This window comes from Methylobacterium oryzae, assembly GCF_021398735.1.
Taxonomy (GTDB): domain Bacteria; phylum Pseudomonadota; class Alphaproteobacteria; order Rhizobiales; family Beijerinckiaceae; genus Methylobacterium.
In genome coordinates, this window is record NZ_CP090349.1 from 2,730,606 (window position 1) to 2,756,406 (window position 25,801).

The window sequence follows — 25,801 nt, forward strand, 5'->3', positions numbered from 1 at the left end:
GGTCTAAGGCACAGCTCCTAAAAATCCGTGGCGTCCGAGCACCGCGAAGCTATCGCCACGCGATAGAGCCGCCTTTAGCTGTGAACAACTTCTATATGCGGCCGCACAATGCCCAGCACCGTCTCGACGACTGATCGCCTCACCGGCCGGCCGCCGAATGAACACAACAGCACACAACCTCAGGGTGAATTCGCGTCCTCATCACATGTCGCGGCCGCAAAATCTTGCTGAACCCGCAATTTCTACCCAGATTTGAACCGTTTTTAAACGGCCTCATCATAGGGTTATTTTCGTCCGCGCCTCTACGGCCGGACGGCCGCAGGCACGAACCTGCAGAGTTCGTTTGGCATGATGGGCATCTTTCGGCGCGTCGCGACCGTCCGCCGTCCGGGCGGGACCGAGGGCCGCGCCGGCACGGCCGGACGCGTCCGACGGTTCGCCGGCCACCGGACCGGCGCCTCCGCGGTGGAGTTCGCGCTCCTGGCCGCGCCGTTCCTGGCCCTCCTGGGCGTCGTGGCGGAATCCGGCGTCATCGCGATCGAGCAGCAGACGCTGGACATCGCGGTCGACCGGAGTGTCCGGCAGCTGCGAACCGGCACCTTCCAGGACGGCTCCGACGGCGGCGATCCGAGCGAGCGCCTCCGCAGGATCGTCTGCACCGGCCCCTCGGCGCTGTTCCCCTGCGCCGACCTGCGCCTCGACGTCTCCCGGACGCCCTCGTTCTCGACCTCGCAGCCGGCGGAGCCGTTCGACAAGACCACGAAGACCTGGACGCCGGGCTTCGGCCAGCGCTTCGAGTGCCCGCAGGGCGGCGACACCGTCACGGTCCGGGTCGCCGTGCCGGTGATGCGGCTGTTCCAGATGCTGGATTTCACCGGCCGGATCATGGCCGACAAGACTCAGCTGCTGGTCACGACCGAGATCTTCCGGGCCGAGGATTACGAGCCCAAGCCGTGCTGAGCGGTCGCCTGCGCGCCCACCTGATCCGCCTGATCGGCGACCGGGAGGGCGTGAGCGCGATCGAGTTCAGCGTGATCGCCCCGATCCTGCTGCTGATCCTGATGGGGTCGATCGAGCTGCCCCGCGCCTACATGATCGGGAAGCGGCTCGACAACGCGGCGGCCACGATGGCGGACCTGATCTCGCGCGGCAGCTACGCCGACCTCAAGCCGGTCTTCGCCGCGACGAGCGCGATCTCCAACCCCTACGACGTGAGCCGGGCGAGCATCGTGCTCACGGCGGCGGGCACCTACAGCGACGGCAGCTCGGCGGCGACCAAGGTCTGCTCGAGCGCCGAGTCCAACGGACAGGCCCGCACGGCGGGCTCCTCGCTCGGCGCACCGCCCGCCGGGATGACCCGGAACGGCGACCGCTTCGTCGTGTCGGAAGTCACGATGACCTACCACCCGATCTTCCCGGTCCTCTCGAACCTGACGCGGTGGACCTTCCGGTACAAGAAGATCTGGCCGGTGCGCGGCGGCGAGATCTACAACGGGCAGAGCGAGGTGGTTCTGCCGGGGGGAAAACCCTGCCCGGCCTGACGGCTAGGCTGACGCTTCGTACCGGCCCGGCTTTGCGGCCGGCGCCACCGGATGACCCGGTGACGCCGGATCGCGGACACGCCCCGCCTCAGCGGGCCGGGACCGCGGTGGCGACGACCCGGCGCGAGGCCGGGCTCGCCGGGACGAGACGCGGCGTCGTGGCCAGCTCGGAGGCCGGCCGCACGGCGGCCGTTGGACGCGCCTGCTCGCGATAGAGCGGCGGGGTCAGCGCGATGCTCTCGTCGGCGCGAGCGGCCCCGATCATCGGAACGGCAGCGAGGGCGGCGAGAACGATGGTGCGAACGGTCATGATCTGAAGTCCTCTCGTTGTCCGGGGCGTGCCCGGCTTCGAGGGGATATCTACGCTGCAGAGCAACATGATCCAAACAGATGCAATCGATTTCTATTATCGATATTGTCAATGATGGATCGCCGGTGAAACTGCCGGTCGGCGCCGCCGTCTTCCTGGCTCGCATTCTGCATCCCCGGCCCGCCGAGCGGCCGGCGCGGAGTGGAGACGTTGCTGGACTTGGACCGTGACCGGGTCGTCCTATGACGGACGGCCCCAGCGGGCGGGCCGAGTTAATGCAAAATTAAAACTCCCCCCCGAATGTCGGGCGCGCGGTCGAAAATCTTCGAAATACCAGAGGTTTAGCGCGTAAAACTTTATCTGTTCGCGCGGAAGGAGACGGCCCGTTGCTGGTTGCGGCCCTGCTTTTCGCGGTGGGCATATGGGAGGGCTGGCGGTATCGGGCATCGGTTCTGATGGCCAGCTCGATGCTGGTCACCCTCGGGTGGCTGGCCCTCTCGATCTTCGTCTGGGCTCAGTTCGACGCCGAGAAGGTGCTGCTGCTCTTCGCCTACCTCACCGCTCTCCAGGCCGGCTATCTCGTCGGGGCCTATATCAGCACCGATACCGGCCCGAGCCGCTGACCGGTCCGGCGACGCCGCCGGGATTGGGGTCCGGCCGGCAGACGCATACTCGGCGCGGGCTCAGTGGCCGAGCGCGACCGGGATGCTGAGATCGACGATCCCGTCCACACCCAGGAGTGCGGCGGGCGGCGCGGGCGCCGGACTGATCCCCTGCACGGCGCGGAGCGCCCGTTGATCGAGCTTCGCCGAGCCCGAGCTCTCCTCGATCTCCGCGCCCTGAACCGCACCGTCCGCGGCGATCTGCACGTGGACGACCACGGTTCCGCGGCCACGGCCCGGTCCCGGCCGCGTCCCGGCGCGGTCCGCGGCATCGATCCGCGTGACGAGGTCGGAGAGCCAGGCACGCGCTGCGGGTCCCGGTGCGGTCCGCGCCGCCACCGCCGCCGACGAAAGGGCGAGGCCGAACACGACGGCAGCGGCGATCAGGGCGCGCGGCAGCATGGGGAGCGGCGACATGGGGAACGGCGGCTCCTCGAGCCCGGGATCGGGGATCGACCCTACGCGCAGAGGCGGGTCCCTAGCGACCCCGTCCGCCGTCCGCCGTCACGAGACAGCGGTGGATTTCCGGCCCTTCGGTCCCGCGGCGGCCAGCATGATGTCGTCGCTGCCGACCTCGAGGCCGGTGTAGCCCAGCATCTCGGCGAGCTGCGTCCGGGCCCGCCAGACCCGGCTCTTCACCGTGCCGATGCGGCACTGCATGACGGCGGCGGTCTCCTCGTAAGTGAGGTTCTCGATCGCCACGAGCACCAGCGCCTGCCGCATCGGCGGCGCCAGGCGGTCGAGGGCGGCCTGGACGTCGCTCAGGTCGAGATGGCCGCCCTGCTCGGGCAGCGAGACCATCCGCTCCGCCTGCGCGCCGTCCTCGTCCTGCACCTCGCGCCCACGCTTGCGGTGCTCGTTGTAGAACTGGTTGCGCATGATGGTGAACAGCCACGCTTCAAGGTTCGTGCCCGGCGCGAAGCTCGCGCGCGAGCGCCAGGCCCGGAGGAGCGTGTTCTGCAGGAGGTCGTCGGCACCGACATGGCTGCGCAGGAGCGAGCGGGCGAAGCGCTGCAGGTTCGGCACCAGAGAGAGGAGCGAGGCCTGGAACGCCTTCTCGCGCCCGTCCTGCGCCCGGCCGAAGGCGCCGTCGAGCAGCCTCAGCAGTTCGGCGAAGCGATCCGCGATGGTCGGCTCGACGTTGTCCTGCGCGTAGGTCGCCGCGAGCAGATGGCCGAGGTGATACTGCACGCTGTCGGGGAGCCGGGGGCCCTGCGCGTCGATTGTATCAGCGTCGAGCGAGAGTTCGAGCATGATAGCCGATCACCTGAAGGGTACGAAAAATCGCGTGGCGCCATTAATCGCTGAATACGCCGCATCCGCCGCAACATAGATCAGCGGATGGGCACATCTTCGGATCAATATATGCTGGCATCCGCGACAATCGCGACAGAGATGTCGACGGAAAGAGGGAGTTCGATGACGTCATACGCACCGGAAAACTGTTCGCCGCACGGCCGTATCTGCGGCAGCGCACGCGAAGATCTCGCTGCTGCGAATGCCCGCCCCGAGCGGGGCGGCCGCAGGACGCTCTCGACCGCGGGATCGTGCCCATGACCCGGCTCTCGGATCTCGAGGACGATCCCGCCTTCCAAGAGGCCGTCCTCGCCGTTCGGGGCGCGGCCAGCACCCTGAGCGGCCGGGCCGTGACCGTCGAGGAGGCCCGGTTCCTCGTCGGCATCGCCCTGACGACCTTCGCGCATGCCGGCGGTCTCGAGGAGCCCAGCCGCAGCCGGCTGGCCCGTTTCTCGGCGCGCATCGGGCCGGGCACCGTCGTCGAGACGCTGACCAAGCACTGAGCGTGGGCGCCGGGGGGTGCGGGCCGGCGCCCCGGCCTATCCGGCCTCCGCCATGGCCGCCCGCAGAACCCGGAGGAGGTCCGCCATGACCGCCTCCCGGTCCGGATCGCGCGCCGCGAGGCGGAGCCCCGCGGCGACGTGCTGGTCGATGATCAGGAGGCCGACCTCGCGCAATGCCGCGGTGGCGGCCCGGATCTGCTGGATCTCGTCGAGGCAGTGCCTGTCGGCCTCGACCATCGCCCGCAATCCTCGAACCTGACCCTCGATCCGCGCCAGTCGCCGGACCAGCGGGGCGCGCTCCGCGTCGGTCCGGGCGAGGCAGACACGACCGTCGACGAGCGTGCCGCGTGTCACCGTCCTGCGAGCCACCTGTTCCCGTCCGCGCGCGGGTCGTGGCGCACCGGAGCGCCGCGACCTCGGGTGAGCCGTCCCGGCCGGCGGATCAGCCGATCTGCTGGCTCTCGGCACCGCTGTCGGGCCGAGCCGGGCCGAGCACCGGCTCCTCGCCCATCGGCTGGTTCTGGACGACGCTGAACTCGCCCTTGCCGTCGAGCGACGGGCCCTGGGTCCAGCGCCCGGCCGGCGGCGGCGAACCGTCCGCCGACGTCGAGAAGAAGTTGTAGTTGAACTTCTGGTTCTCCTTCTCCTGCGGGAAGGAGTTCGGGATCGGCAGCGTTCCGGCGTGGCCGCCGAGTTCCTCGATCACCGCCAGCCATTGCTGCTGGTGCATCGTGTCCCGGGCGATGAGGAAGCTCCACATGTCGCGCATGCCCGCATCGTTGGTGGCGTTGTAGAGCCGCACCGCCAGGACGCGCCCGGTGCTCTCGGCGGCGACGTTGCAGTACATGTCGGCCGCGATGTTGCCGCTGGCGTAGATGTGGCTCATGTCGAAGGACTGGCCGTCGGAATTACCCGGGAAGGCGGCCATGCCGGTCGACAGCAGCGTCTTGTGCAGCATGCCCTCGGCGATGTGGCGCGGGTTCTCGCCGCCCATCACGGCACCGACGATCGCGTCGGCCGCCCCGGCCTCCTGGACCTTGGTAGGGGCGTTCTCGAGGTTCAGCGCCACCGCAGTCGCGAGCATCTCGATATGGCCGATCTCCTCGGTGGCCGTATTGAGCAGCATGTCGCGGTACTTGGTCGTCGGGGCGCGGTTCCCCCAGGCCTGGAAGAAGTACTGGAAGGCGACCCGGATCTCGCCCTCGATGCCGCCAATCGCCTGCTGGAGCATGCGGGCGTAGATCGGGTCGGGGCTGTCGACCTTGACCGGGTACTGAAGCCGCTTGTCGTGATAGTACATGATGTCTGTCCCTCGCGAGAGGCACGGCGTGCTCAAGCCCACCGTACGATCGGCCGTCGGCCCGGTACTCCGTGGGAGCATCGCGCCTCGCACCCTGTCCAACCCCGCCTCGGGACCACGGTTCGATCTTTCGCGAATTTTATAACGATCAATATTTGACCGAACGAATTTTCCCGCGTCGCCCCAGGGTATTGTCGTGAAAATCCACGATCAGGGCCGCGCCTAACCGGCCAAAATTACACAATGTAAGTTAAGGGCGCCTCACCCATGTTAAGGGGGCGCCGCGAATGACCGGATCAGCGGCCCCTTTCTCTGCCCGCGATGCGCCGCGTGAGGGCGCTCGGTGGTCGGACAGGGGACAGCTCTCTCGGGATCGCCGGGCGCGCGCGGCGCGGCCGCGGAACGCGCCGCTCTACGGGCGCCTACAGGAGCCCGGTGCGCCGGGCGAGCATGATCCCGAAGGCGAGGCAGGCGGCGAGGCTGACGGCCAGCATGGCGACGTTGGTCCAGAACCGGACCGGCCGGCTGGACCCGTCGATCCCGCTCGCCCGCAGCCGCACCCACGGCACGTAGAGGTAGAGGGCGATCAGCGTCAGGATCAGGAACGCGAAGGTGGCGACCCGCCCGGTGATCAGGGCCGCGCCGGCCAGGACCGCCCATCCGATGACGAGGCCCAGCATGGTGAACAGGGCTGTCGAGTTCACGTCCGCGCGTCCCCTTCAGCGGATGGTGTCGGCCGGGCAGCCGACGCGATCCTCAGTCTGCGACGGGTTCCGCTAGGGAACCGTTAGCATCGTCCGAACTGATTGCGAGATCGGGAAGGTTTCTGGTGCTGCGAGAGAGGATTGAACTCTCGACCTCTTCATTACCAATGAAGTGCTCTACCACTGAGCTACCGCAGCAGGTGACCGGGGCGCTCCCGCGAGGGCGTCTCCGTCCGGCCGAGTGGGGCCATAACGGATCGCCGCCGGGTTGGCAACGCCGTGTTGCGCTTCCGCGCCGTTTTAGGTGCGCGATGCGGCCCGGATCAGGGCGGCGAGCCCGGGCTCGGACACGGCCTCGGCGGCGTCCGACGGGGTAAACCATCGGAGTTCCCGCTGGCGCGCCTCCGGGAAATGCTTGAGCTGCTTGCGCACCTCCAGCGGAAACACCTTCACCTGGCACAGGACGGTGTCGAGGTTCCTCAGACGCTTCTGGTAGAGGTACAGCCCGATCGGCCGCTTGCCGACCGCACCGCGCAGGCCGGCCTCCTCGTAGGCCTCCCGCGCGGCCGCCTCGAACGGCTTGCGACCCTTCATCGGCCATCCCTTGGGGATGACCCAGCGGCGGCTCTCCCGGGAGGTCACCAGCAGGATCTTGGTCTTGCCGTCCCGCCCGTGCCGGAACGGCAGGGCCCCGACCTGCCGCCGCGGCTCGCCGTCCTCCTCGAGGACGGTCACGGGCGCACCCGGCGACGTGGGACGCCCCTCCGATCCGACCGGATCGACGGCGCGCGCGGGCTGTGAGCGGGCTGGGGGATGATCGGATCCTCGGTCGGCAGCTCACGACAAGCTACACGGCGCGCCGGCTCATTCAACTTGCAATAGTCGAACGCCCCGGCATGTTCGTGACCCCGCGGCGCTCCTGTCATCTCGCGCTCGGACGGCCGGCGCGCCGTGAAACCGGTCACCCGATCCGACGAACCGGCCGCTCACCCGAGCCGGAAGGCGGCAGCGCCGCGGACGCCATCCCGGCCGAGACCGGGTCGGCACCGGCCGCCTTCGAGGCGCTCGCCTTCGCCGGAAGGACGGTCGGGATCGGGCCGGTGGAGGTCGACGCCGCGGACGCGACCGAGGCCGAGGACGCGGCCTGGGCCGACGCGGAGGTCGACGCGGGTGTCGGCGACGGGACCGGAGCAGTCGCGGCGGCGGGGGACACGGTCGGAGGCGACACGGGGACCGATGAGGCGAGCGGTCTGGCGCCCGGCGCCGCGGCGTTCGGGGCCGCCGGCACGAGGGCCGGGCCGGCGGCGTCCGCCTCCGGCTCCACCGCGGGCGCGGCACCGAGCGTGTTCGGGGGCTCGCGCCACGCGAAGGCGTCGAGGCGCCCGGTCACCGGCGAGACCGGCGCCCAGGTATCGGTGGCGATGCCGTCGGCGATCCACACGCGGTCGCGCGGGGCGCGGGCGGCCCGGGCCAGCCACTCGCGGGCCTGACCGGAAGCGGCCCCGTGCTCGGCCTCCTCGATGGCCGCCATCATCAGGCAGGCCCGGGCGGTCGGACGGTCGGAGAGCAGGGGCTTCACGGCCTCGCGGGCCCGCTTGTAGTCCCGCGCGTCGAGGGCGGCCTGGCCCAGGGCGAGGCGGGATTCGGGGTCCCAGACCGACAGCTTCGCCAGGACTTCGGCGCGGGCGAGGCGGTCGCGGACCGAATCGCCGGGACGCAGGCCCAGATAGACCTTCGCGAGGTCGGGATGGGGATTGGCCTTCCAGGCCGCCTCGACGATCCGGGCGGCCTTCTTGACGTCGCCGCGACGGGCGAGGAGGCGGCCGGCGATGCAGGCCGCCGGCACGAGGTCGGGGGCGAGCTTGACCGCCTGCAGGGCCCGCTCCGCGGCGATTTCCGGCTCGCCGGCCTCGCGCTCGCCGGCGATGGCGGTGAGGAGCACCGCCCGCTGGCGTCGGGCCGCGGCCTTGTCGATCAGTCCGAGGGACGAGCGGCGCTCGATCGTCTCCAGGGCGGCTGCCCAGTCGCCGTCGGCGCTCTGCGCCTCCAGAAGGGCCTCGTTGGCCCAGGTCACGCTCGGGGCGAGGCGGGCGGCCTCGGTGGCGTAGGCGCGGGCGGCCGTCTCGTCCTCGCGGCGCCGGGCCTCGACGAACAGGCCGCGCAGGCCCAGGACCCGGGTCTCGGGATCGTCGACCATGCGCTGGAAGGCGCTCTCGGCCGCGTCCCGGTCGCCGGAGATCTGCGCCGCCTGCGCCTTCAGCAGCAGGGTCAGCGGCTCGGTGCCGAGGAGCCGCTCGGCGTCGCCCGCGAAGCGGCGGGCCGCCAGGGGATCGCCCGAGCCCACCGCCACCATGCCGCGGGAGAGGGCCGAGAGGCCCTTGGCCCGGCGCCGCTCGGCCGAGCCGCGGACCAGGGCCTCGGGCAGGCCGATGACACCGCGCACGATCGCCCAGAGGACGCCCAGGACGATCGCCGCCGCGATCACGCCGACGAGGGCGACCGCGAGGCTGGTGCCGATCTGGTAGCCGTTCCAGACGACGGTGACGGTGCCGGGCCTGTCGGCGATCCAGACCGCCCCGAAGGCGGCGAGTGCGAGCAGGGCCAGGAAGGCGAGGGCGCGCCACATGGGGTCAGTATCTCCTGTCGGCGGCCGGCTGGCGGCCGTCGCGGGGTGCGGGAGGAGCGGGGCGCCTGCGCGCCCGCTCGGAGATGGTGCGGCCGCGCAGCGCGCGGATCGGGGCCCTCACCGGCCTAGCGCCCGGGGGCGGCCTGGGCCGGCTGGGCGGCGCCGACCGGCAGGGCCTTGAAGGCGCCGTCGAGCAGCGCGCGCACGGCCTGCTCGGCCTCGGCCCGGGCCTTGAGCTTGGCGCCGAAATCCCCGGCCTGGTCCCGCGCCTCGGCCGGGAGCGCCGCGAAGGCCGCCGAGGCCGCCGACAGGTCGCCGCGGTCGAGGGCCGCCTGGACCTTGCTCTCCGGATCGTCCGCGGCCTCGGGGGCGGGCGCGTCGGCCTTGCGGATCTGCACGAGACCGTCGGCCATGCTGAGGAGCTTGGTGCGGAAATCGCCGGTCTCGGCCGCGCTCTTGGCCCGCTGCGCCTGCCGCTTGGCCGCGATCCGCTCGGCGATCGGCCGGAACGTGTCGGCGAGATCGGCCGCCGAGGGCGCGCCGCCGTCCGCGAAGGGCGCGAGGGCCTTGGCCTGCGCGTCGGTCCCCGGATCGAGCTTGCGCAGGGTCGCGAGCGGCTCGGCGTAGCTCGTCCCGGATTCCAGGGCGGCCGCCACGCGGTCGGCGACGACGACCCGGAGCGCCGCCTGGACGGTGCTGGCCTCGGCGCGCTGCGCGACGCTCTTGTCCAGAGCGGCGATCTGGTCGGCCTGCTCCTGCAGCCGCCGGTCGACCGCCTTCGCGGCCTCCGCGGCCTGGGCCTGTCCGGCCTCGGCGGCGGTGCGGCTCGCCTGGGTCGCCGCCTGGACCGCCTCGGTCGCGGCCTTCACCCGCGCGTCGACGGCCTGCTGCAGCGCGTCGAGGCGCTGCCCCAGGGCCGCGTCGGCCTCGGCGTTCGCCTTGGTCTTCTGCTCCACCTCGCTCTGCAGCGCCGCGACCTTCCGGGCGGCCTCCTCGGCCGCGCCCTTGTTGGCGCCGCCATCCTCCACCGCCTTCAGGCGGGTCTCGAGGTCGGCGATCTGCTTCGCGTTGTCCTGGACCACGCCGAGCTTCGAATCGGCCGGCTGGTCGCGACCGGGCTCCTGACCCGGCTCCTCCTGCAGGGCCGCGACGCGCTGGTCGAGGCTGTCGAGGCGGGCGACGAGATCCGGCGGCACCGCGGGGGCCTGACCGGAGGCCTGACCGGCCGCTTGCCCGTCGGCGGTGGACGCGGGCGCCGCACCGGACTTGTCCAGGGCCTGCTTGGCGCTCGCCTCGGCGGCGGCGACGCGCTTGTCGAGCGCCGTCACGGCGTCGCGCGGGGCCAGCCCGTCGAGACGCTTGTCGAGGGACGCGAGCTGGCCGGAGAGCCTCTGGTCCAGGGCGCTCAGGCGCGGGTCGGGACCGATCCCGGCCTTCTCGGCGCCGAACAGCAGGCCGGCGCCGATCACGCCGCCGAGCAGCCCCGCGGCCGCGAGCGAGCCGAACCCGGCCCGTGCCCGGCCGGCGGGCGCGGCGGCGCTCCTGCCGGGATCGACGGCGGCCACCGCGGGGATCGGGCCTTTCGGCGGCTCCTTGCCGTCCCTGGAGGCGTCCTTGGAAGTATCCCTGGAAGCGTCCTTGGAAGCGTCCTTGCCCGGCTCCTTGCCGGCGGCCGGCGGATCCGGGATGCGCTTGGCCTTCAGGTCGATGATCGGGCCGGCCGTCACCGCGCTGGCCGCTGCCGGGCCCGCGGCGCCGGGTGCGCCTCCCCCCGGACGGGGACCGCCCTGCGGGCCGGTTCCGGGCTGCGCGGCCTTCGGATCGATCTTCGCGCCGGACGTCCCGGACGCGGCGGTGGAGGCCGTCGACGACGACGCGGGGGACGCTCCGGTCCTGCCGTCGGAGGCCGACGACGCGGCGCCCGCCGTCACGGGATCGGGCTTCGCACCGGCCGACTGGGCGGCCGGGCCGGTCGACGGCTTCAGGCTGTCGGCCCCGGAGACCGGCTTGCCGGCGTCGGCCTTCGGATCGGTCGTGCCGGGCTTGGCGGTCACGACCGGGTCGGTCGCCGGCCTGGGCGGCATTCCGGACGCGGATCCCTGCGGCCCCCGCACGCCGCCGGCGGCGGTGGAAGAGGTGGAGGCCGACATCGAGGCCGACGTGGAAGCGGACGTCGAGGCCGACGTGGAGGCTGTGGACGCCGACGTCGCGGCCGGTCGGGACGCGCCACCGGGCGGGCTGGACTGCCCGGGCTTGCCGGGCGCGGCGTCCGGCTTCCAGCCGCCGGGGCCGGGCTTGTCGGCGTCGCTGGGTGGTGGCGTCACGGGCAAGTCCTCCAACTCTTCGGCGTCGCCGCGCCCCCCTAGCACCGCGGCGGCGCCGGGCGCGAGGGCGAGATACGGCGGCCCGGCCTCCCTGTCACCGCGCGGTTAGCCCGGTCGCCCTGTCAGGGCGCCGAGCAGGTCCGCTTCGCGCGGGCGTGCCGCGACGAAATGGACCGGAACACCGGCCGCTTCCAGGGGTGCCGCAACATCCGGCGATAGGCAGTAATGCCTCAGCCGGCGGAAAGCTCCGCCGTGCTCCGATCCATCCGCGAGGGCAAGGGCGACGGCAGCGCTGCGCCGGGAATAGTGAAGGGCCGCCTCGAGGCGGTTCTCGGCGAGTTCGCGGCCGACCGCCGGCGGCAGGCGGTCCAGCGGTTCGGCCCGGTACGCCACGAAGGCCGTGACCCGGAATCCGGCGGCCGTGAGCGTCGCCGCCGGTTCCGGCTTGCGCTCGGCTCCCGTCGCGTGGAGGAGTGGCTGGCCGGGCGGCAGCGTCGCCGCCACCAGGCCGGCGAGGCCCGCGGCGTCGCCGGGCCCCTCCCGGACGGGGCCGAGACCGGCCGCGCGAGCCAGGGCGGCCGTCCGAGCGCCGACGGCGAAGACCGGGAGTCTGCGCAGGGCCGGGGCGTCGCGGATCGCCGGAACCGCGTTGGCGCTGGTCAGCAGCAGCGCGGCGAAGGGTCTCATGGGCGGGGCCGCCGCGGTCGGCCGCACGGCCAGGACGGGCGCCACGAGCGGCACATGGCCGAGTTCGGCCAGGGCCGCCCCGGTCCGCGTCGCTCCCGGCTCGGGCCGCGCCACCCAGATCCGCAAGGGCTAGGTCTCCAGCGTCAGGCGGACGCCGTGGCGCGCCGCGGCGCCCGGGGCGAGCAGACGCTGCGAATCGCGCGCGGCGAGGTCGCCCGCGAAGTCCGACCAGTCGGCGTAGCCGGTCCAGCACTCCAGCGACAGGAAGGGTGCGGTCGGCTTGGTCCAGACCGCCAGGTGGGGGAAATCCGCCATCTCCATGCGGATCGATCGTCCGGGGCCGGTGAAGCGCATCCAGCGGCTGCGGGCGTTCCGGAACACGAAGGCCTCGGTGAAGAGCGCCGGATCGAGGGGCAGCGTGTCCCCGGCGAGGGGGATCGGCTGCTCGTCGCGCAGCAGCAGGCCGCCTGGGCCGACCTGCGGGGCGAAGGGCCGCTCCGCCTCCTCGAAGGCGACCGCGTAGCCGCCGTCGCGGGCGCGGGTGCCGCCCGCGAAGGGCCACGGGAAGGCCGGGTGGAAGCCGAGGGCGTAGGGCAGGGGGACGGCGCCGGGATTGGCGACGGTCACGTCGAGGTCGAGCCCCGCCGGGCGGACCCGCGCGGCGATGTCGAGCCGGAACGCGAACGGGTAGTGCGCCCGCGTCTCGGGCCCGTCGGTCAGGCGCAGGGTCACCGCGTCGGCGCTCCGGTCGACCACCGCGAAGGGCAGGTCCCGGGCGAAGCCGTGCTGGGCCATCGGGTAGCGCTCGGACCCGACCGTCACGTGCCCGCCCGCCGAGGCGCCGACCACCGGGAAGAGCCAGGGTGCGTGGCGGTTCCAGTGCTCGGGATCGCCGCTCCAGAGATACTCGGTCCCGCCGACCCGCCACGAGACCGGCTCGGCCCCGTCGGTCGCGAGCGTCGCGGTGGTGCCGTCCGGTGCGGTCAGCTCGATGCGCGTGGTCACGGTGCTCTCCCGGTCTGCCTCGGTGAGCCGAGGTAACGGAGGCGGGGCCGGACGCAAGGCCCCGGCGCGCGGTTGCTCAGGCCGCCGTTCCGAGCCCCGGCAGGACCGCCTCGGGCGGCCCGGAAGCGACGATCCGGCCGGCCTCCAGGACGTGGACCGCGTCGGCGCCCTCCAGAGTCGAGAGGCGGTGGGCGATCAGGATCAGCGTCCGCCGGCCCGAGAGGGCGCGCAGCGCCCGCATCACGGCCGCCTGCGTCTCGTCGTCGAGGGCCGAGGTCGCTTCGTCGAAGACGATGACGTCCGGGTCGTGGTAGAGTGCCCGGGCGATGCCGACGCGCTGGCGCTGGCCGCCGGACAGCCGCGCCCCGCGCTCGCCGACCCGCTCGGCGTAGCCGTGCGGCAGGGCGGCGACGAAGTCGTGGGCGCCGGCGAGCCGCGCCGCCCGCTCGACGGCGGCGAGGTCCGGCGCGTCGAGGCCCAGCGCGATGTTCTCCGCCACGGTCCCGTCCACCAGGAACACCTCCTGCGGGACGTAGCCGATCCGGTTCTGCCACGCGGGCAGGGTGCCGGCATCGAGGGGCCGGCCGTCCACGGTGATCCGCCCGGCGGTCGGGCCCAGCACGCCGAGGATCAGGCCCGCGAGCGTCGACTTGCCCGAGCCGGTGCGCCCGGCGAGGCCGACCGTGGCGTTGACCGGGATCGTCAGGTCGATCCCCGCGAGGGCCGGACGGCCGGTGCCGTAGTCGAAGCCGAGGCTCTCGAGCCGGATCGCCCGCGCGAAGGGCAGACGCTCCGCGGTGCGGGGCCGGGGCTCGCGCTCGTCGGCGAGCTCGTCGACGATCACCCGCACCGCCGGCAGGGTGAAGCGCATCAGCGCCACCGAGGTGAAGATGTTCTGGAAGGCCGGCAGCATGCGGTAGCCCGCGAAGGCGAACAGGCCGAGCAGCGGCAGGATGCCGGCGACGTCGAGCCCCTGGGCGAGCGCGAACAGCACCACCACGATCACCCCGCCGAAGGCCAGGGCCTCGATGACGAAGCGCGGCATCTGGCCGGTGAGCTGGCTCGCCGCGGTGGCGAGGGCGTAGGCCCGGGCCGGGGCGTCGAACCGCGACGCGAACGCCTCCGCGCGCCCGTAGAGCTTCAGCTCGGTGAGCGCCCCGAAGGTCTCCTGCACGATCCGGAAGCGGGCCTCGTTGTCGGCGACGGTGCGGCCGCCCAGCCGGGCCAGCCGGGCGCGCATCACCAGGTAGATCCCGACATAGAGGCCGCCGAAGCCGCCCCCCAGGATCAGCGCGAGCTGCGGCGCGTAGGCCAGCAGGAACGCGATCACCGCGAGCGCCGAGCTCGCCCGCGAGGCGAGCACCGTGGCGGGGGTCAGCGCGCCGATCACCAGCCGGTCGGTCTCGGACAGCACGTTCTTGGCGAGCTCGGCGCTGTTGGCTTTCGCGAAGAACAGCCGCTCCCGGTCGAGGTAGCGGAACAGCAGCCGCCGGCTGAGGCTGTAGCCGGCCAGGTGCGTGAACCGGAGCTGCGCGTAGGTCAGCCCGGCATTCACCAGCGCGGTGACGAGGATCGCCGCGAGCGCGGCCCCGCCGGTCACCAGCAGGAAGCCGCGCTCGTCGGTCAGTCCGAGGGCGCTCCGGGCCTGGGCCAGGTAGGGGATCCGGGTCGCCGCCGACGGGTCCCCGACCAGCGTCAGGAACGGGATCACCGAGGCGACGCCCACCACCTCGAGCAGCGCCGCCGCCGCGAGGCCGAGGGCGATCAGGGCGAGCCGGCGCCGGTCGGCCGACCGCATGGCGCGGACGAGGTCGATCAGCGCGCGCATGGCATCGCGGGGTCTGGCGGGACGGCTCGCATGGTTGGGCCGGGCTTAAGCGCGCCGTCCCGGCCTGTCCACGCCGGGCTCAGTCGAGCTTCTTCAGGGAGCCCAGGTCGACCTCGCCGTCCTGGCCGGTGAAGGTCAGGGTCTGGGCCGCCCCGTCCGCCTGCGCGACGCCGCCGATCCGGTGGTCGCCGCTGTCGTAGGTCGAGACCTGCCCGTCGCGGTCGACGAGGAGGCGGCGCTTGTCCGGGAAGAACGCGTACCTCATCCCGTTTTGCGCGCCGCTGGTCGCGGGCTCGCCGAGATCCTTCGGCCACCAGGGCTCCGCGCCCTTCATCGGTTTCATCGGCTCCATGGGCTCCATGGGTTCCATCGGCTTCATCGGCTCCACGGCGCGCACCTCCTGTCCGGCGAGAGACAGGAGGACGCGGCAGGCGCGGAAGGGTTGCACGCGGGCCCGCCCGGGCACGGCTCAGAGCGGCGGCAGCCCCGGCGCCGGGCGCTCCCGCACCTGGCCGTCGAAGCCGACATGGAGCTGGTGCTCGCGGCCGTCCCGGTCCTTCGCGGCCACCTCGAGATGGCGCGGCCCGCGGCCCGTGACCCGCACGTCGCCGTAGCCCGCCGCCTGGAGCGAGGCGGTCAGGGCGGCCATGTCGGGCTTCGGCCCGAGACCGAGCCGGTCCTTGGCCCAGTCCAGGCTGCCGGTCGGAGGGCCGCCGGCCGGCCCGAGCAGCAGCGTGCGCCCGTCCCCGTGGGTCAGGACCCGGGCGCGCAGGAAGCCGGTCTCGAAGCGACCCTGCACCGTCACGGTCTCGCCCTTGGCGACGAGGCCGCCGCCCTCGCCCTCGCGGCCCGTCTCCACGAGGGCCCGCCCGGTCCCGTCCTGCACCACGAACTTGTTGCCGAAGATCTCCGCGACCTCACCCTTGATGGCGGTCGCGCCGGAGGGGGCCAGGGCCTGGATCGCCACCGGCGCGACCGGCGTCGGCTGGAACGGCGTTCCCTGCGCCAGGGACAGGCCGACGGCGCCCAGGGCAAGCGGCAGCGCCACCGCGCCCACCACCCAGGTCCGCCGCGGCACCGCCCGCGACGCCGGCTTGGCGGCCTCGGTCTCGCGGACTTCCCGCGCGGTCCCGTCGATGGTCTTGTCGTCGCTCATGATCTCATCCTCTGGAGGGTCCGGATCCGCTCGATCCGATGCCCCTTCCTAGGGAGGCGCCGGCAATCCGGTCTGAACCGCGCGGTTCAGGCCCGGTTAAACGCGCCGCCCTAGAGCGCTCCGTGTGGAACCCGTGCGGGTTCAGAGGCTTGGCAGCGGGCGTTGATGCGGGCCGACAGGTCGGCGCCCGGGCGGCCGTCCCGGGAGCCGACGTGAGACCACGGCCCTAAGTGCCGGCGGCAGCGGGCGAAACCGGCCGGCCGCCGCGGTCCAGACGGGGAGGTGAGACCGGTGAAGATCCTGCTGGTGGAGGACGACGCCGCCCTCGCGGCGGAGGTCGCCAAGGTCCTGCGCGCCGAGAACTTCGTGCTCGACCACGCCGCCACCGGCGAGGACGCCCAGCATCTCGGCGAGACCGAGGGCTACGACGCCGTCGTGCTCGATCTCGGCCTGCCGAAGGGCGACGGCGTCTCGGTGCTGCGGGCCTGGCGCGGGGCCGGCCGGACCCTGCCGGTGCTGGTGCTCACCGCCCGGGACGGCTGGAGCGACAAGGTCGCGGCCTTCAAGGCGGGGGCGGACGACTACCTCGTGAAGCCGGTGCGCGTGGAGGAGCTGGTGATCCGCCTCCGCGCCCTCGTGCGCCGGTCCCAGGGCGGGGGCGCGAGCCGGATCACCTGCGGTCCCCTCAGCTTCGATCCGGGTCTCGGCGCCTTCGAGCACGAGGGCCTGCCGCTCAAGCTCACCGGCCTGGAATGGCGGGTCCTGTCCTGCCTGATGCTGAACCGCGAGACCGTGGTGCCGCGCCCGCACCTGATCGAGCGGGTCTACGAGGGCGACGCCGACGTCGATTCGAACTCCGTCGAGGTGATCATCACGCGCCTGCGCCGGAAGATCGCGCCTGCGCGGATCGAGAGCGTGCGCGGCCACGGCTACCGCCTGCACGCGGAGCCCGCCTGATGGCGGCGACGGCGCGGCGCCGCTCGCTCCGCACACGGCTGCTCGCGTCGGCCCTGGTGCTGGTGCTGGCGGCCCTGGTGGTGGCGGGCCTCGCCATCGGTGTGATCCTGCACCGCTTCGTGCGCGGGCAGCTCGACGGCCGGCTCGACGCGCAGATCGTCGCCCTGCGGGCCGGGCTCGAGGCCGGGATCCTCCCGCAGGGTCTCGACGCGCCGCCCTTCGACCGGCCCGGCCCCGGCTGGGCCTGGGAGGTGCGCCGCGGCGCCGAGACGATCCGATCCGGCTCCCTGCGGGGCGGGGACATCCGCCTGTCCGATCCCGGACCGGACGACGATCCGGGCCGGCCGCATCCGGCCTCGGGCACGGGGCCGCGCGGCGAGCCCCTCGTCGCCCGCGTGCTGACCGTGCCCGGGCCCGAGCCGGCGACGATCGTGGTGGCGGCGCCGGAGGGGGAGCTGCGCGGGCCGCTGCGCGAGGCGCTGACGAGCCTCGCCCTGGCGCTCGGCATCCTCGGCCTGTGCCTGCTCGCGGGCCTGGCCTTCCAAGTGCGCCTGGGCCTCGCGCCGCTGACGCGCCTGCGCGCGGACCTCGCGTCGGTCCGGGCAGGGCGGCACGAGCGCGTGCCGGCGGACCAGCCGGCCGAGATCGCGCCGATGGTGGCGGAGCTCAACGCGCTCCTCGACCAGAATGCGCAGAACCTGGAGCGCGCCCGCGGCCACGTCGCCAACCTCGCCCACGCCCTCAAGACGCCGCTCGCCACCCTGTCGATGGCCCTCGCCGAGCCCGCCCGCGACCCGGACGGCGCCCTGCGCCGGCAGGTGGACGACATGGACCGGCGGGTGCGCCATCACCTCCGGCGCGCCCGGGCCGCGGCCCTGGCGGGCTCGGCCCGGGGCCGCACGGCCCTGGCGCCCCGGCTGTCGGACCTGCGCGCGGCGCTGACGCGGATCCACGCCGAGAAGGGCGCGGCGATCGACCTCGACGTCCCGGAGACCCTGTCGGTCTCCTGCGAGGGCCAGGATCTCGACGAGATGCTCGGCAACCTCGTGGACAATGCCTGCCGCTGGTGCCGCGGCCGCGTGCGGGTCTCGGCGTCGGCGCGCGACGGCGCGGTGGCCGTAGTCGTGGAGGATGACGGGCCCGGCCTCGACCCGGCGGCGGCCTCCGCCGTCATGGCCCGGGGCCGGCGCCTCGACGAGGGCGTGCCGGGCCACGGCTTCGGGCTGCCGATCACCCTGGAGCTCGCCGAGCTGTACGGCGGCGGCCTGAGCCTCGGGCGGTCGGATCTCGGCGGCCTGCGGGCGGAGCTGCGGCTGCCGGCCTGACCGTGCCCCTCAGCCCAGCGCCTCCCGGAGGATCGGCCGGATCCGCGGATCGGCGCAGTGGGCCACGTTGAAGCGCATGTAGCCGTTCCACGCATCCGACAGGCTGAACGAGGTCCCGGGCGCCAGCACCATGCCGCGTGCCAGCGCCCGGCGGGCGACGTCGGCCCCGTCGCGCCCGTCGGGCAGCCGCATCCACAGGAAGAAGCCGCCCCGGGGCTGCGCCCAGGTCTCGAGGCCGCAGGCGCGCAGCTCCGCGGAGGCCTGCACCATCGCGCCGGCGAGCCGGCGGCGGGTCTCGGCGAGGTGCCGCCGGTAGGCGCCCTCGGTGATCAGCGCGTGCACCAGCGCGGCCGTGATGTGGCCGTTGCCGAGGCTGAGGGCGAGCTTGAGATCGACCAGCGGCTCGACCCAGTCGGCCCGGAGCGCGATCCAGCCGCAGCGCGCGGCCGCCGACAGGGTCTTGGAGAAGCTGCCGATCTGGATCACGCGCTCCAGTCCGTCGAAGCCGGCGAGCCGCGGGGCGGCCTCGGGCTCGAGGTCGCCGAAGATCTCGTCCTCGACGATGAGCGTGTCGTGCGCCTCGCACAGCTTGAGGAGCCGGTGCGCAACGGTCGGCGCGAGGCTCGCCCCGGTCGGGTTCTGGAGGGCGGCGTTGGTCAGGTAGAAGCGCGGCCGGTGCTGCTCCAGCAGGGTCGCGAGCGCCTGCAGGTCCGGCCCCTCCGGCGTGATCGGCACGCCGACCACCGCCACGCGCTGCGCGCGCAGCAGCGCCAGGAAGTTGAAGTAGCAGGGATCGTCGACCAGCACGGTGTCGCCGGGCTGGAGCAGGAACCGGCAGACGAGGTCCAGCGCCTGCGTAGCCGATTCGACCAGCACGATCTGGTCGGGCTCGGCGCCGACGCCCTTCTCGCCGACCTTGCGGGCGATCTGGTGGCGCAGGGGCTCGTAGCCCAGGGGCCGGTCATAGTTGGTCATCTCGGCGAGGTCGGCCCGGGCCACCCGGCGCAGGCCCCGGCGGATCGCCTCGTGGGGCATCCAGGAATCGGGCAGCCAGCCGGCCCCGGGCTTCAGCTGGTCGGAGCCGGCCTGCTGCGCCTGACGGGTGATCCAGAGCGGGTCGACGATCCGGTCGAGCCGCGGCCCCATCGCCTGGAGCGAGAGCGGCCGGGTCTTGCCGGCGACGTAGAAGCCCGAGCCCGGCCGCGGCACCACGGCGCCCTCGGCGGCGAGGCGCTCGTAGGCCTCCACGACGGTGGATTTCGAGACGCCCATCGTCTCCGCGAAGGCCCGGACCGAGGGGATCCGCACGCCCGGGACCAGCCGCCGCGCCGCGATCCGCTCGCGGATCTCGCCGACCACGGCCTCGACGCGCGTCCCTGGGCTTCTGACTTCGACCGTCATCCGTACTGCTCATTCGTCCGGACAATTCTTCCGAACCGTACCGAAGTGTTCCTGTCGCCGCCAGCCCCCGCCCGCCAGGATCGCGACGCCCCGGAACGATGGAGGAGGGGATCCATGACTCAGTGCCTGACAGAGACCGCCGCCCTGGAAACCCGGATCGGATCCCGGATCAGATCGCGCGGCGGATGGCTCGCCCGGATGGCCGGGCCCGTGCTGACGGTCGCCGCCGAGGTGCGCGCGGGCCTGACGCGGGCGGCGATGAACCGCCGCGTGCTCCAGCGCCTGTCGACCCTGTCGGACCGGGAACTGAAGGATATCGGCCTGACGCGGCAGGACGTGGCCGATGCCTGCGTGCCCGGCACGGTCGACGCGATCCACCTGCTGGTCGGCCGGCGCGACGAGCGACGCCACGCTCGGGCGGCCGTGCGGCCTTGGTGATGCGGTGGTGACGCGGCGGCGTGCGGCGTAGGGTGCGCGCATGACGCTGCGCGACGGGCTCGCCGCAATCCTGGTGGTCACGATCCTCGGGCTGGCCTTCGTGGCCATCAAGGTCGGCCTGGAGACGGTGCCGCCGCTGATGCTGTGCGCCCTGCGCTTCGGCTTCGCGGCGCTGCCGGCGGCGCTGGTGATCCGGCCGCCCCGGGCCCCCGTCGCCCTGGTGGCGGGGTTCGGCCTCGCCCTCGGGGTCGGCCAGTTCGGGCTGCTCATGACGGCGATCCGCCTCGGCATGCCGGCCGGGCTGTCGTCGCTCCTGATCCAAGTCCAGGTCCCGTTCACCGTGGCGCTCGCCTGGGCGCTGCAGGGGGAGCGCCCGCGCCGACGGCAGATCCTGGGCGGCAGCATCGCGCTCCTCGGCGTCGCCGCGGTGGCGCTCGGGCGGGGCGGGGGCGCCCCGCTCGGCCCGCTGATCCTCGTCGTCGGCGCGGCCCTGTCCTGGGCCAGCGCGAACGTCGTCGCGAAGCGGATCGGCCGGGTCGACCGCCTGGCGCTGATGGTCTGGAGCAGCCTCGCCACCACGCCGCCCCTGCTCATCCTGTCGCTGATCGTCGAGGGGCCCGGGGCGCTCACGGCGCTGGCGCATCCGAGCTGGGGGGCGATCGGATCGGTCGCGTTCCAGGCCTACCCGACGACGCTCCTCGCCTTCGGCCTCTGGAACGGGCTCCTGACCCGCTACCCGGCGGCTGCCGTGACGCCCTTCGCCCTGCTGGTGCCGGTGGCCGGCATCCTGAGCACGCATCTCGTCCTGGGCGAACCGCTGAGCGCCGACATCCTGACCGGGGGAGGCCTGATCCTGACGGGAATCGCCCTCAGCCTGCGCGGGACGCGGCCGGGCGCGGTCGCTCCACCAGGTCCTTCCCCCGAATCGTCGAAGGTGGCCTGACCGCACGGTCGAGCCATCACCCGTCCCGCTCGGGCGCGCGCGACTGCGCGTCGGCACGGTGCACCGCGAGACGAATTCTGATGGTGATATCGAGGGGGACGTGGCGCGGGCGACGGGGCTCGAACCCGCGACCTCCGGCGTGACAGGCCGGCACTCTAACCAACTGAGCTACGCCCGCACGGCGTGGTCGCTTCGAAGGGGCGTTTCGCCCGGCGACGGGGCGGGGTTTATGGGGCGCCCGGTGCCCTGTCAAGCGCGTCCCGCACGGATTCGCATCCGCCTCGATCCGCGACCGCCGCCGCAGGCATACCAGCCCCCCCGACTCGGGCCTGCGCGCTTCCGTCGTGTTGCGCCGGCGCCGCGCAAGCCCATCTCGGACATGACCGACAGGACGACCGACAGGACGGCTGACAGCGCGCTTTGTGCGACGCGACAAGCCATTGTCACGGGCCGGCGGCTCGACTAAGCCTCCGGCCGCGCGCATCCTGGCATAAGAACAATTCCACGGGCGGATCCGGGTCGGCGTCGCACCGCGGTTTCACTCGTCTCGCGAGGCCCTGGCATGACCGGATTGTTGGCGGATTACCTGCCGCTCATCGTGTTCATCGGCGTGGCGCTGTTCATCGCCACGGCGCTGCTGGTCGTCCCCTTCCTGGTGGCCTTCAAGAGCCCCGATCCCGAGAAGCTCTCGGCCTACGAGTGCGGCTTCAACGCGTTCGACGACGCCCGCATGAAGTTCGACGTGCGCTTCTACCTCGTCGCCATCCTGTTCATCATCTTCGACCTCGAGGTCGCGTTCCTCTTCCCCTGGGCGATCACCTTCGGGGATCTGGGCTGGTTCGGCTTCTGGTCGATGATCGTCTTCCTGGGCGTGCTGACCGTCGGTTTCGTCTACGAGTGGCGCAAGGGCGCCCTCGAATGGGATTGATCTCCCGCCGCTCGCCGCCCGCACCGAATTCTTGAGTCGCCGATGGCCCTGATCACCGACACCAACCGCGCCCCCGCGATCGCGCCCCAGCCGAAGGGGATCATCGATCCCAACACAGGCCGCCCGATCGGCGCGGACGACCCGACCTTCCTGTCGATCAGCGACGAGCTGGCCGACCGGGGCTTCCTGCTCACCACCACGGACGAGCTGATCAACTGGGCCCGCACGGGCTCGCTGATGTGGATGACCTTCGGTCTCGCCTGCTGCGCGGTCGAGATGATGCAGATGTCGATGCCGCGCTACGATTGCGAGCGATTCGGCTTCGCCCCCCGCGGCTCGCCGCGCCAGTCCGACGTGATGATCGTCGCCGGCACGCTCACCAACAAGATGGCCCCAGCTCTGCGCAAGGTCTACGACCAGATGCCGGAGCCCCGCTACGTCATCTCCATGGGCTCCTGCGCCAACGGCGGCGGCTACTACCACTACTCCTACTCGGTGGTGCGCGGCTGCGACCGGGTGGTGCCGGTGGACATCTACGTGCCCGGCTGCCCGCCCACCGCCGAGGCGCTGCTCTACGGCGTGCTGCTGCTGCAGAAGAAGATCCGCCGGACCGGCACGATCGAGCGCTGAGGAGCGGCCATGACGAACGGCATCTCGATCCTGCCCCACACCCAGCCGGCCTACGGCGACGACGCCGTCTCGGCCCTGGCCGAGCGCGTCCTCGGCGCCCTCGGCCCGGCGGTGGTGTCCCACACCGTCGCGTTCGGCGAGTTGACGCTGGTGGTCCAGGCCTCCGACATCGTCTACGCGCTGACCTACCTGCGCGACGATCCGGCCTGCGCGTTCCGCAACTTCATCGACATATGCGGCGTGGACTACCCGCAGCGCGAGAAGCGCTTCGACGTGGTCTACCACCTGCTCTCCCTGCGCCATAACCTGCGCATCCGGGTGAAGGTGCAGACCGACGAGGTGACGCCGGTCCCCTCCGTGATCGAGGTCTTCCCGGCGGCCAACTGGTACGAGCGCGAGACCTACGACCTCTACGGGATCCTGTTCTCGGGCCATCCCGACCTGCGCCGCCTGCTCACCGATTACGGCTTCGAGGGGCACCCCCTGCGCAAGGACTTCCCGCTCACCGGCTTCGTCGAGGTCCGCTACGACCAGGACCAGGCGCGGGTCGTCTACGAGCCGGTGCAGCTGACGCAGGAATTCCGGAACTTCGACTTCTTGTCCCCGTGGGAAGGCACCGACTACGTGCTCCCCGGCGACGAGAAGACGTCGCCTTGAGCCGCGGAGAGCGTCCGTGACCGAACACAACATCCGCAACTTCGCGATCAACTTCGGCCCGCAGCACCCGGCGGCGCACGGCGTGCTGCGCCTCGTGCTGGAACTCGACGGCGAGGTGGTCGAGCGGGTCGACCCGCATATCGGGCTGCTCCACCGCGGCACCGAGAAGCTGATCGAGTACAAGACCTACCTGCAGGCGACGCCCTATTTCGACCGGCTCGACTACGTGTCGCCGATGAACCAGGAGCACGCCTTCTGCCTGGCGATCGAGAAGCTCGCCGGGATCGAGGTGCCGCGCCGCGCGCAGCTGATCCGCGTGCTGTTCTGCGAGATCGGCCGCCTGCTGTCGCACCTGCTCAACGTCACCACGCAGGCGATGGACGTCGGCGCCCTCACGCCCCCGCTCTGGGGCTTCGAGGAGCGCGAGAAGCTGATGATCTTCTACGAGCGGGCCTCCGGCGCCCGGCTCCACGCCAACTACTTCCGGCCCGGCGGCGTCCACCAGGATCTGCCGCCGAAGCTCATCGACGACATCGACGCGTTCTGCGACCCGTTCCTGCAGGTCGTCCAGGACCTCGACGACCTCGTCATGGCCAACCGCATCTTCAAGCAGCGCAACGTCGATATCGGCATCGTGTCGGTCGACGAGGCGATGGAGTGGGGCTTCTCGGGCGTGATGGTGCGCGGCTCGGGCATCCCGTGGGACCTGCGCAAGGCGCAGCCCTACGAGTGCTACGAGGAGATGGAGTTCGACATCCCCGTCGGGAAGAACGGCGACACCTACGATCGCCAGGTGATCCGCATGGAGGAGATGCGCGAATCCGTGCGCATCATGAAGCAGTGCGTCGCCAAGCTGCGCGAGCCCGCCGGCCAGGGTCCGATCGCCTCCGTCGACGGCAAGTTCGCGCCGCCGCCGCGCCGGGAGATGAAGCGCTCGATGGAGGCGCTCATCCACCACTTCAAGCTCTACACCGAGGGCTTCCACGTGCCCGAGGGCGAGGTCTACGCCGCGGTCGAGGCGCCGAAGGGCGAGTTCGGCGTGTACCTGGTGTCCGACGGGACCAACAAGCCGTATCGCTGCAAGATCCGCGCGCCGGGCTTCGCGCACCTGCAGGCGATGGACTGGATGTGCCGCGGGCACCTCTTAGCCGACGTGTCCTGCGTGCTCGGCACGCTCGACATCGTGTTCGGCGAAGTGGATCGGTAAGACAGAAGCGATGGCAAACCGCAGACTCGCCCCGGCCTCGGAGCAGCCCGAGAGCTTCGCGTTCTCCCCTGAGAATGCCGAGTGGGCCAAGACCCAGATCGCCAAGTACCCCGAAGGCCGCCAGGCCTCGGCGGTGATCTCGCTCCTGTGGCGGGCGCAGGAGCAGAACGGCGGCTGGCTGCCGCGGGCGGCCATCGAGGCGGTGGCGGCCGAGCTCGGCATGCCGAACATCCGCGTGCTGGAGGTCGCGACCTTCTACACGATGTTCGCCCTCGAGCCCGTGGGCCGCTTCTGGATCCAGGTCTGCGGCACGGTCCCGTGCGATTCCTGCGGCGCGCGGGGCCTCAAGGAGATGCTCCAGGCCCGTCTGGGCCCGGCCGGACACGTCTCGGCCGACGGCAATTTCTCGTGGCTCGAGGTCGAGTGCCTCGGCGCCTGCTGCAACGCGCCGATGGTGCAGATCAACCAGGATTACTACGAGGACCTGACGCCCGAGTCCCTCGGCCAGCTGATGGACGACCTCGCCGCCGGCCGGCCCGTGAAGGTCGGCTCGCAGACCGGGCGCGTCTCGTCCGAGCCCCGGGACGCCGTGAACACCCTCACCGACCCGACGCTGTTCGACGGCTCGCGGGTCGGCGCGTGGCGCAAGCGCTTCGAGGAGGCCGGCAAGGCGGAGGAACCGGCCGCCCAGACCGGTGAAGCCGCGTCCAGCACGCAGCAGGCCGCCGAGAACCCGAAGCCGGCCCGGCCCGACGCCGGCCGCCCGGTCGAGCGTCCCGTGAGCGACGCTCCGGCCCAGCGCGCCGCCAACGGCGAGAGCCCGGTGAAGCCCGAGGATCGCGCCGACGCGGCCGAGCGCGGCCGCTCCACCGCCAAGCACGGCGCCGCCCGGCCGGGCGACGCGGACGTGCTCGACACGCCGGCCAAGCGCGTCGCCGAGGGCGAGCCCGCCGCCGGCGAGCAGGGCCACCAGGCGGTGCCGAACCGCGACGCCGTCCCGCAGCAGCCGGAGGCCTCCGGCGCCAGCGAGGGCGAGGTGGCGGCCGAGACCGAGGAGGCGCGCATCGCCGGCGCGCTCGCGGCCCTGCCGAAGGACGCGAGCCCCGAGCAGAAGGCCGACGCCGTGGGCAAGCGGCCGCCGGGGCTGGAGGCCGCCCGCGCCGGCAAGCCGGACGAGCTGACGCGCATCAAGGGCATCGGCCCGGGTAACAGCCAGCGCCTGAACGGGCTCGGCATCTACCATTTCGACCAGATCGCCGCCTGGTCCCGCGACGAGATCGCCTGGGTCGGCACCTACCTCGCGTTCCCGGGTCGCATCGACCGGGAGAACTGGGTGGGGCAGGCCAAGGCCCTGTCGGCGCCGGCTCAGTGAG

At 72.5% G+C, this 25,801-nt stretch carries 29 protein-coding genes and 2 tRNA genes; 14 read left to right on the forward strand and 17 right to left on the reverse strand.

Annotation, left to right across the window (positions count from 1 at the left end; all coding sequences use genetic code 11):
- The first annotated feature begins 348 nt into the window (after nucleotides 1–348).
- Nucleotides 349–960, forward strand: a complete 612-nt coding sequence (locus LXM90_RS13115; protein WP_020092211.1) for a TadE/TadG family type IV pilus assembly protein — start codon at nucleotides 349–351, stop codon at nucleotides 958–960.
- On the forward strand, nucleotides 954–1,541 hold the full coding sequence (locus LXM90_RS13120) for a TadE/TadG family type IV pilus assembly protein (RefSeq protein ID WP_020092212.1): 588 nt from the start codon (nucleotides 954–956) through the stop codon (nucleotides 1,539–1,541). The genes LXM90_RS13115 and LXM90_RS13120 overlap by 7 nt, the downstream gene beginning before the upstream one ends.
- An 88-nt stretch (nucleotides 1,542–1,629) precedes the next feature.
- Here LXM90_RS13120 and LXM90_RS13125 read toward each other — a convergent pair whose 3' ends face one another.
- Nucleotides 1,630–1,851 (reverse strand): hypothetical protein, encoded by a 222-nt coding sequence (locus LXM90_RS13125; RefSeq protein WP_020092213.1) that lies wholly within the window; start codon nucleotides 1,849–1,851, stop codon nucleotides 1,630–1,632.
- Between the two features lie 455 nt (nucleotides 1,852–2,306).
- On the opposite strand from LXM90_RS13125, the gene LXM90_RS13130 reads away from it, so the two are divergent.
- Nucleotides 2,307–2,474 (forward strand): hypothetical protein, encoded by a 168-nt coding sequence (locus LXM90_RS13130; RefSeq protein ID WP_020092214.1) that lies wholly within the window; start codon nucleotides 2,307–2,309, stop codon nucleotides 2,472–2,474.
- A 60-nt stretch (nucleotides 2,475–2,534) separates the two neighbouring features.
- On the opposite strand, the gene LXM90_RS13135 is transcribed toward LXM90_RS13130, so the two are convergent.
- Together LXM90_RS13135 and LXM90_RS13140 are read right to left on the reverse strand one after the other, a co-directional pair.
- On the reverse strand, nucleotides 2,535–2,930 hold the full coding sequence (locus tag LXM90_RS13135; RefSeq protein WP_020092215.1) for an energy transducer TonB: 396 nt from the start codon (nucleotides 2,928–2,930) through the stop codon (nucleotides 2,535–2,537).
- Between the two features lie 87 nt (nucleotides 2,931–3,017).
- Entirely contained in the window at nucleotides 3,018–3,767 is a 750-nt protein-coding gene (locus tag LXM90_RS13140) for a sigma-70 family RNA polymerase sigma factor (RefSeq protein ID WP_020092216.1), read from the reverse strand.
- Nucleotides 3,768–4,066: 299 nt separating this feature from the next.
- Between LXM90_RS13140 and LXM90_RS13145 the strand changes: the two genes are divergently transcribed.
- Nucleotides 4,067–4,312: a hypothetical protein gene (locus LXM90_RS13145; RefSeq protein WP_020092217.1), complete on the forward strand. Its 246-nt coding sequence runs from the start codon at nucleotides 4,067–4,069 to the stop codon at nucleotides 4,310–4,312.
- Nucleotides 4,313–4,348: 36 nt separating this feature from the next.
- Here LXM90_RS13145 and LXM90_RS13150 read toward each other — a convergent pair whose 3' ends face one another.
- The 7 genes from LXM90_RS13150 to LXM90_RS13180 form a co-directional block, all read right to left on the reverse strand.
- Nucleotides 4,349–4,666 (reverse strand): metal-sensitive transcriptional regulator, encoded by a 318-nt coding sequence (locus LXM90_RS13150; RefSeq protein ID WP_026604783.1) that lies wholly within the window; start codon nucleotides 4,664–4,666, stop codon nucleotides 4,349–4,351.
- A gap of 88 nt (nucleotides 4,667–4,754) precedes the next feature.
- Nucleotides 4,755–5,612 (reverse strand): manganese catalase family protein, encoded by an 858-nt coding sequence (locus LXM90_RS13155; protein WP_020092219.1) that lies wholly within the window; start codon nucleotides 5,610–5,612, stop codon nucleotides 4,755–4,757.
- A gap of 422 nt (nucleotides 5,613–6,034) precedes the next feature.
- Nucleotides 6,035–6,316 carry a hypothetical protein gene (locus tag LXM90_RS13160; protein WP_020092220.1) on the reverse strand — a complete coding sequence of 94 codons (282 nt, stop codon included), beginning with the start codon at nucleotides 6,314–6,316 and terminating at the stop codon, nucleotides 6,035–6,037.
- 123 nt (nucleotides 6,317–6,439) lie between these two features.
- Nucleotides 6,440–6,514 (reverse strand) — tRNA-Thr (locus LXM90_RS13165).
- Between the two features lie 102 nt (nucleotides 6,515–6,616).
- Nucleotides 6,617–7,051: an NUDIX hydrolase gene (locus LXM90_RS13170; protein WP_020092221.1), complete on the reverse strand. Its 435-nt coding sequence runs from the start codon at nucleotides 7,049–7,051 to the stop codon at nucleotides 6,617–6,619.
- 226 nt (nucleotides 7,052–7,277) lie between these two features.
- Nucleotides 7,278–8,942, reverse strand: coding sequence for a heme biosynthesis protein HemY (locus tag LXM90_RS13175; protein ID WP_020092222.1), 1,665 nt, complete (start codon nucleotides 8,940–8,942; stop codon nucleotides 7,278–7,280).
- A gap of 125 nt (nucleotides 8,943–9,067) precedes the next feature.
- Nucleotides 9,068–10,669: a translation initiation factor 2 gene (locus tag LXM90_RS13180; RefSeq protein ID WP_234082872.1), complete on the reverse strand. Its 1,602-nt coding sequence runs from the start codon at nucleotides 10,667–10,669 to the stop codon at nucleotides 9,068–9,070.
- Nucleotides 10,670–10,796: 127 nt separating this feature from the next.
- Here LXM90_RS13180 and LXM90_RS13185 point away from each other — a divergent pair, with 127 nt between their 5' ends.
- Complete coding sequence (locus LXM90_RS13185; RefSeq protein ID WP_234082874.1) at nucleotides 10,797–11,375, forward strand: hypothetical protein; 579 nt, start codon at nucleotides 10,797–10,799, stop codon at nucleotides 11,373–11,375.
- On the opposite strand, the gene LXM90_RS13190 is transcribed toward LXM90_RS13185, so the two are convergent.
- From LXM90_RS13190 to LXM90_RS13210, 5 genes are all read right to left on the reverse strand, one after another.
- Nucleotides 11,372–12,079, reverse strand: coding sequence for a uroporphyrinogen-III synthase (locus LXM90_RS13190; RefSeq protein ID WP_020092225.1), 708 nt, complete (start codon nucleotides 12,077–12,079; stop codon nucleotides 11,372–11,374). The two genes, LXM90_RS13185 and LXM90_RS13190, sit on opposite strands and share 4 nt — an antisense overlap.
- Before the next feature lie 3 nt (nucleotides 12,080–12,082).
- The gene (locus LXM90_RS13195; protein WP_020092226.1) at nucleotides 12,083–12,958 is read right to left on the reverse strand and encodes an aldose 1-epimerase family protein; all 876 of its coding nucleotides are present in this window, start codon (nucleotides 12,956–12,958) and stop codon (nucleotides 12,083–12,085) included.
- Between the two features lie 76 nt (nucleotides 12,959–13,034).
- A complete protein-coding gene (locus tag LXM90_RS13200) occupies nucleotides 13,035–14,786 on the reverse strand; it encodes an ABC transporter ATP-binding protein (RefSeq protein ID WP_020092227.1) in 1,752 nt (583 codons plus the stop codon).
- A 79-nt stretch (nucleotides 14,787–14,865) separates the two neighbouring features.
- Nucleotides 14,866–15,234, reverse strand: coding sequence for a hypothetical protein (locus LXM90_RS13205; RefSeq protein ID WP_234082875.1), 369 nt, complete (start codon nucleotides 15,232–15,234; stop codon nucleotides 14,866–14,868).
- Between the two features lie 21 nt (nucleotides 15,235–15,255).
- A complete protein-coding gene (locus LXM90_RS13210; RefSeq protein WP_020092229.1) occupies nucleotides 15,256–15,942 on the reverse strand; it encodes a DNA-binding protein in 687 nt (228 codons plus the stop codon).
- 291 nt (nucleotides 15,943–16,233) lie between these two features.
- Here LXM90_RS13210 and LXM90_RS13215 point away from each other — a divergent pair, with 291 nt between their 5' ends.
- Both LXM90_RS13215 and LXM90_RS13220 read left to right on the forward strand, forming a co-directional pair.
- Entirely contained in the window at nucleotides 16,234–16,899 is a 666-nt protein-coding gene (locus tag LXM90_RS13215; protein WP_020092230.1) for a response regulator transcription factor, read from the forward strand.
- Entirely contained in the window at nucleotides 16,899–18,224 is a 1,326-nt protein-coding gene (locus LXM90_RS13220) for a sensor histidine kinase (protein ID WP_020092231.1), read from the forward strand. The genes LXM90_RS13215 and LXM90_RS13220 overlap by 1 nt, the downstream gene beginning before the upstream one ends.
- A 9-nt stretch (nucleotides 18,225–18,233) precedes the next feature.
- Here the strand turns inward: LXM90_RS13220 and LXM90_RS13225 are convergent, their stop codons facing one another.
- Nucleotides 18,234–19,625: a PLP-dependent aminotransferase family protein gene (locus LXM90_RS13225; RefSeq protein WP_020092232.1), complete on the reverse strand. Its 1,392-nt coding sequence runs from the start codon at nucleotides 19,623–19,625 to the stop codon at nucleotides 18,234–18,236.
- A gap of 114 nt (nucleotides 19,626–19,739) precedes the next feature.
- Between LXM90_RS13225 and LXM90_RS13230 the strand changes: the two genes are divergently transcribed.
- Both LXM90_RS13230 and LXM90_RS13235 read left to right on the forward strand, forming a co-directional pair.
- On the forward strand, nucleotides 19,740–20,063 hold the full coding sequence (locus LXM90_RS13230; protein ID WP_020092233.1) for a DUF1127 domain-containing protein: 324 nt from the start codon (nucleotides 19,740–19,742) through the stop codon (nucleotides 20,061–20,063).
- A 40-nt stretch (nucleotides 20,064–20,103) separates the two neighbouring features.
- Complete coding sequence (locus tag LXM90_RS13235; protein ID WP_020092234.1) at nucleotides 20,104–21,006, forward strand: EamA family transporter; 903 nt, start codon at nucleotides 20,104–20,106, stop codon at nucleotides 21,004–21,006.
- Between the two features lie 101 nt (nucleotides 21,007–21,107).
- Here LXM90_RS13235 and LXM90_RS13240 read toward each other — a convergent pair.
- Nucleotides 21,108–21,184 (reverse strand) — tRNA-Asp (locus tag LXM90_RS13240).
- 384 nt (nucleotides 21,185–21,568) lie between these two features.
- Here LXM90_RS13240 and LXM90_RS13245 point away from each other — a divergent pair.
- The 5 genes from LXM90_RS13245 to nuoE are packed head-to-tail and all read left to right on the forward strand — an operon-like array spanning nucleotide 21,569 to nucleotide 25,800.
- Complete coding sequence (locus LXM90_RS13245) at nucleotides 21,569–21,934, forward strand: NADH-quinone oxidoreductase subunit A (RefSeq protein ID WP_007560754.1); 366 nt, start codon at nucleotides 21,569–21,571, stop codon at nucleotides 21,932–21,934.
- A gap of 42 nt (nucleotides 21,935–21,976) precedes the next feature.
- Nucleotides 21,977–22,564, forward strand: a complete 588-nt coding sequence (locus tag LXM90_RS13250) for a NuoB/complex I 20 kDa subunit family protein (RefSeq protein WP_010686017.1) — start codon at nucleotides 21,977–21,979, stop codon at nucleotides 22,562–22,564.
- Nucleotides 22,565–22,573: 9 nt separating this feature from the next.
- Nucleotides 22,574–23,221: an NADH-quinone oxidoreductase subunit C gene (locus LXM90_RS13255; RefSeq protein WP_020092236.1), complete on the forward strand. Its 648-nt coding sequence runs from the start codon at nucleotides 22,574–22,576 to the stop codon at nucleotides 23,219–23,221.
- 16 nt (nucleotides 23,222–23,237) lie between these two features.
- Complete coding sequence (locus tag LXM90_RS13260; RefSeq protein WP_020092237.1) at nucleotides 23,238–24,428, forward strand: NADH-quinone oxidoreductase subunit D; 1,191 nt, start codon at nucleotides 23,238–23,240, stop codon at nucleotides 24,426–24,428.
- Between the two features lie 10 nt (nucleotides 24,429–24,438).
- Nucleotides 24,439–25,800, forward strand: a complete 1,362-nt coding sequence (gene nuoE / locus LXM90_RS13265) for an NADH-quinone oxidoreductase subunit NuoE (RefSeq protein WP_020092238.1) — start codon at nucleotides 24,439–24,441, stop codon at nucleotides 25,798–25,800.
- Nucleotide 25,801 lies beyond the last annotated feature (1 nt).

Excerpts from the sequence above, each read along its gene's own strand:
- LXM90_RS13115 (WP_020092211.1), top strand. The coding sequence starts at position 349 with ATGATGGGCATCTTTCGGCGCGTCGCGACCGTCCGCCGTCCGGGCGGG.
- LXM90_RS13125 (WP_020092213.1), bottom strand. The coding sequence starts at position 1,851 with ATGACCGTTCGCACCATCGTTCTCGCCGCCCTCGCTGCCGTTCCGATG.
- LXM90_RS13130 (WP_020092214.1), top strand. The coding sequence starts at position 2,307 with ATGGCCAGCTCGATGCTGGTCACCCTCGGGTGGCTGGCCCTCTCGATC.
- LXM90_RS13135 (WP_020092215.1), bottom strand. The coding sequence starts at position 2,930 with ATGTCGCCGCTCCCCATGCTGCCGCGCGCCCTGATCGCCGCTGCCGTC.
- LXM90_RS13140 (WP_020092216.1), bottom strand. The coding sequence starts at position 3,767 with ATGCTCGAACTCTCGCTCGACGCTGATACAATCGACGCGCAGGGCCCC.
- LXM90_RS13145 (WP_020092217.1), top strand. The coding sequence starts at position 4,067 with ATGACCCGGCTCTCGGATCTCGAGGACGATCCCGCCTTCCAAGAGGCC.
- LXM90_RS13155 (WP_020092219.1), bottom strand. The coding sequence starts at position 5,612 with ATGTACTATCACGACAAGCGGCTTCAGTACCCGGTCAAGGTCGACAGC.
- LXM90_RS13175 (WP_020092222.1), bottom strand. The coding sequence starts at position 8,942 with ATGTGGCGCGCCCTCGCCTTCCTGGCCCTGCTCGCACTCGCCGCCTTC.
- LXM90_RS13200 (WP_020092227.1), bottom strand. The coding sequence starts at position 14,786 with ATGCGCGCGCTGATCGACCTCGTCCGCGCCATGCGGTCGGCCGACCGG.
- LXM90_RS13210 (WP_020092229.1), bottom strand. The coding sequence starts at position 15,942 with ATGAGCGACGACAAGACCATCGACGGGACCGCGCGGGAAGTCCGCGAG.
- LXM90_RS13220 (WP_020092231.1), top strand. The coding sequence starts at position 16,899 with ATGGCGGCGACGGCGCGGCGCCGCTCGCTCCGCACACGGCTGCTCGCG.
- LXM90_RS13225 (WP_020092232.1), bottom strand. The coding sequence starts at position 19,625 with ATGACGGTCGAAGTCAGAAGCCCAGGGACGCGCGTCGAGGCCGTGGTC.
- LXM90_RS13230 (WP_020092233.1), top strand. The coding sequence starts at position 19,740 with ATGACTCAGTGCCTGACAGAGACCGCCGCCCTGGAAACCCGGATCGGA.
- LXM90_RS13235 (WP_020092234.1), top strand. The coding sequence starts at position 20,104 with ATGACGCTGCGCGACGGGCTCGCCGCAATCCTGGTGGTCACGATCCTC.
- LXM90_RS13245 (WP_007560754.1), top strand. The coding sequence starts at position 21,569 with ATGACCGGATTGTTGGCGGATTACCTGCCGCTCATCGTGTTCATCGGC.
- LXM90_RS13250 (WP_010686017.1), top strand. The coding sequence starts at position 21,977 with ATGGCCCTGATCACCGACACCAACCGCGCCCCCGCGATCGCGCCCCAG.
- LXM90_RS13255 (WP_020092236.1), top strand. The coding sequence starts at position 22,574 with ATGACGAACGGCATCTCGATCCTGCCCCACACCCAGCCGGCCTACGGC.
- nuoE (WP_020092238.1), top strand. The coding sequence starts at position 24,439 with ATGGCAAACCGCAGACTCGCCCCGGCCTCGGAGCAGCCCGAGAGCTTC.